3 protein-coding genes are annotated in these 3,831 nt (G+C 72.1%); all 3 read right to left on the reverse strand.

Going from position 1 to position 3,831, the window contains the following annotated elements; genetic code table 11:
* Window positions 1–195 precede the first annotated feature (195 nt).
* The gene (locus Q0R63_RS06485) at window positions 196–810 is read right to left on the reverse strand and encodes a DUF664 domain-containing protein (RefSeq protein WP_295695484.1); all 615 of its coding nucleotides are present in this window, start codon (window positions 808–810) and stop codon (window positions 196–198) included.
* A gap of 59 nt (window positions 811–869) precedes the next feature.
* Entirely contained in the window at window positions 870–2,768 is a 1,899-nt protein-coding gene (gene dxs, locus Q0R63_RS06490) for a 1-deoxy-D-xylulose-5-phosphate synthase (protein WP_295695486.1), read from the reverse strand.
* A 167-nt stretch (window positions 2,769–2,935) separates the two neighbouring features.
* The coding region (locus tag Q0R63_RS06495) for an LPXTG cell wall anchor domain-containing protein (RefSeq protein ID WP_295695488.1) at window positions 2,936–3,831 on the reverse strand (896 nt) is incomplete at its 5' end.

Below are 3,831 nucleotides of genomic sequence, written 5' to 3' on the forward strand. Positions count from 1 at the left end.
TACGAGGACCTCGCCGACCGGCTCAACGCCCTCGGCGCGACGATCGAGGTCTTCCGCGACATCTGAGCCGGCGGGCGGCGTTCTTCCAAGTCGGGCGTGCAGACCTCGTCACGTGCCCCGTTCTGAACGCGTTCCCAGCGCGGGCCGCGCGCAGACCTGGTCACCTGCCCCGTTCTGAACATCCGGCGACTCGGCTCAGACGTGCCACCCGGACGGCGGATCCTCCCCGACCCGTCCGTCGACGGCTTCGCGCAGCAGGTCGGCGTGCCCGGTATGCCGGCCGTACTCCTCGATCAGGTCGCACACGAGCCGGCGCAGGCTGGCGTGCTCCCCCTCGGGCGACGACAGGTGCACGTGCTGGTCGAGGCCGCCGTCCGCCAGGGCGGCTTCGAACCGTGTCCGGGACCGATCGGCCGCGCCGTCCCAGAGGGCATAGAGCTGCTCAGGAAGGTCGCCCGCGGCGGAGGCGAAGTCCCAGTCGCCCGAGCCGTTCCAGCCGCTCGCGTCCCAGGGGGCCCCGAGCGGCTGGCCGCTCAGCCTGACGGTGGAGATGTGATCCTCGACAAGGGCCAGGTGCTTGAGCAGGCCGCCGAGGGTGAGGGTCGAGGCTCCGACCCTGGTCCGAAGTCCGGCCGTGTCGAGGCGGTCGGCCTTCCACCGGAAGGTCGCGCGCAGTCGGTTCAGAGCCCCGAAGAGCTGCTCGGGTTCGGTCCCCGCCAGCGGCGGTTCCCACGGCGGACCGGGCGAGCCGGGCGAGTCGGTCGAGTCGGTCGAGTCGGTCGAGTCGGTCGGGTTGGCGGTGTCAGTCACCCGGCATACCGTAGGCCGCGTTCCGGACGTTCAGGTGCCGGAACCTCGAGCGACCCTCCTCAGCCGAGCTGCTCGCCCAGCCGGTCGGCGATGGCGTCCGGGGTGAGCCCGATCTCCTCGAGCACCTCACCACGGGAGGCATGAGCCAGGAACCGCTTCGGTATGCCGTAGAGGTGCACCGGAGCGACGACCCCTGCGTCGTGCAGGGCGAGCCCGATCTGCGACCCCACCCCGCCGACCACGAGGTTGTCCTCGATGACCGAGACCGCGGCGGCGTCCCGGGCGAGCCGGACGAGGTCCTCGCTGACCGGAAGGCACCACCGGGGGTCGATGACGCGGACCCGGCGACCCTGCGCGGTGAGCTTCTCCGCAACCGACATGGCGGTGGCGCTCATCTCCCCCACCCCGACCAGGAGCAGGTCGACCGGAACGTCGGCCGCGGGCTCGGCGAGGACGTCGACCGTCCCCTCCTGCCGCAGGGCGGGGATGGGCGCCGGGGGGTTGAGCTTGGAGTAGCGGATGACCGTGGGGCCGTCACCGACCTCGACCGCCTCGTCCAGGGCACGGCGGAGCTCGGAGGCGTCACGCGGCGAACAGAGGCGCAGCCCGGGCACCATGCCGGCGAGCGTCATGTCCCACATGCCGTTGTGCGACGCACCGTCGGTGCCGGTGACGCCGGCGCGGTCGAGCACGAAGGTCACGCCCGCACGGTGCAGACCGCTGTCCATGAGCATCTGGTCGAAGGCGCGGTTGAGGAACGTCGCGTAGATGCACACCACCGGGTGGAGACCGCCGAAAGCGAGCCCAGAGGCCATCGTCACCGCGTGCTGCTCGGCGATGCCGACGTCGAAGACACGGCCGGGATGCTGCTCCGCGAACTTCCGTAGCCCGACGGGGATGAGCATCGCCGCGGTGATCGCGACGACGTCGTCACGACGCGCTGCCACGTCGACGAGGGCGTCGCTGAACTCGTCGGTCCAGATCCGCCCCTTCACCTGCAGCGGCAACCCGGTCTCGGGGTTGATCTTGTCGACGGCGTGGAAGCGGTCCGCCTCGTCCGCCCGGGCCGGCTGGTAGCCCTTGCCCTTCTTCGTCAGCACGTGGACGAGGACGGGCCCACCGAAGGCCCTGGCCCTGCGAAGGGCCGCCTCGACGGCCGGCTCGTCGTGCCCGTCGATGGGGCCGAGGTACTTCAGGCCGAGGTCCTCGAACATCCCCTGGGGCGCGACGATGTCCTTGATCCCCTTCTTCACCCCGTGCACGGCGCCATACATCGCGCCGCCGATCACCGGGGTGCGGGACAGCGCGTTCTTGCCCCAGTCGAGGAACGTCTCGTAGCCCTGGGTGGTGCGCAGCGTCGCCAGGTGCTCGGCGAGCGCCCCGGTCGTCGGCGCATACGACCGCTCGTTGTCGTTGACCACGATCACCAGCGGCAGGTCGTGGTCGACCGCGATGTTGTTGATCGCCTCCCAGGCCATGCCGCCGGTGAGGGCGCCGTCACCGATGACCGCGACCGTATGCCGGTGACGCTCGCCGGTGAGCTTGCGCGCCTTGGCGATGCCGTCGGCCCAGGAGAGTGCGGTCGACGCATGGGAGTTCTCGACGACGTCGTGCTCCGACTCGGCGCGGCTGGGGTAGCCCGAGAGCCCGCCCTTCTGTCGCAGTCCGCCGAAGTCCTGCCGCCCGGTGAGGAGCTTGTGCACGTAGGACTGGTGGCCCGTGTCGAAGACGATGGTGTCCTCGGGCGAACTGAAGACGCGATGTAGGGCGATCGTCAGCTCCACCACACCGAGGTTGGGACCGAGGTGGCCACCGGTGCGCGAGACCGAGGAGATGAGGAAGTCCCGGACCTCCTGGGCCAACACGGGGACGTCGTCGGGGGCCAACGCCTTGACGTCGTCCGGTCCGCCGATGGAGTCGAGCAGTGCCACGAGGGTGATGGTCCTTTCCGGGGTCATGACGAGTCTAGGTCGTCCCCCGGAACGGGTCATCCGTCTGGTCGGTGACGTGGCCGACACGCGGGCTGGGGCCGGGCCCGGTAGGGGTTGGTGAACCCCTGCCGGACGCCGGCCCAGCGCGTCGTTCGAGAGCAGGTGCTGCGTGAGTGCTGTGGTGTTGCTGCGGGTCAGTGCTGGCGGCCCGTGGCTCGGGCCGGGACCCGACGTGAGGTCAGCCGCAGCAGGCCTCCCGCGAGGAGCAGGGCCATCGCCCACAGGGCGATCGGGGTGGAGCTGTCGGAGCCGGTGTGGGCCAGGACCGCGACCGAGGTCGGCGCCGATCCGGTGACCACGGCCGCGCTCGACCCGCTCGTCACCGCGGCCGGCGCCGAGGCGCCGATCATCGCGAAGGACGGTACGGCTGAGGCCGCCTGGACCGGAGCCTGCGCCGGGGTCGGGGCCTCCTGGTAGATGCCTCCGACCGTGACCTCACCGGTGGTCCCGACCGCGACCGGAGCCGGGGTGGTCGGGATGACCGGCGTTCCGGGGATGACCGGCGTTCCGGGGGTGGCCGGGGTGCCGGGGGTGGCCGGGGTGCCGGGGGTTCCGGGGGTGCCGGGGGTGCCGGGGGTGCCGGGGGTCACCGGGGTGCCGCCCGTTCCGGTGCCGCCGACGCCGACGCCGACGCCGACGCCGACGCCGGTGCCGGTGCCGCCGACCGTGACCGGGATCGTGACCGGGACGATGACCTGGTTCCCGCCGCCGATGGACCCGTTGCCTGTGGTGGTGTTCCCACCGGTCGGGGTCGTGCCGCCGGCGGTGCCGCCAGTGGTTCCGGTGCCGGTGCCGGTGCCGTTGAGGGCGCCGACGCCGGTGCCGCCGACGGTCACGGGTGCGGTGACCGGGAGGGTGACCTGGTTGCCGCCGCCGACGGATCCGTTACCGGTGGTGGTGTTCCCGCCGGTCGGGGCGCCGGTCGCGCCGGTCGTGCCACCGGGGGTGCTGCCAGCGCCGGTGCCGGTGCCGTTGAGGGCGCCGATGCCGGTGCCGCCGACCGTGACGGGTGCGGTGACCGGGAGGGTGA

It is taken from the genome of Lapillicoccus sp., from assembly GCF_025353065.1.
Lineage (GTDB): Bacteria > Actinomycetota > Actinomycetes > Actinomycetales > Dermatophilaceae > Lapillicoccus.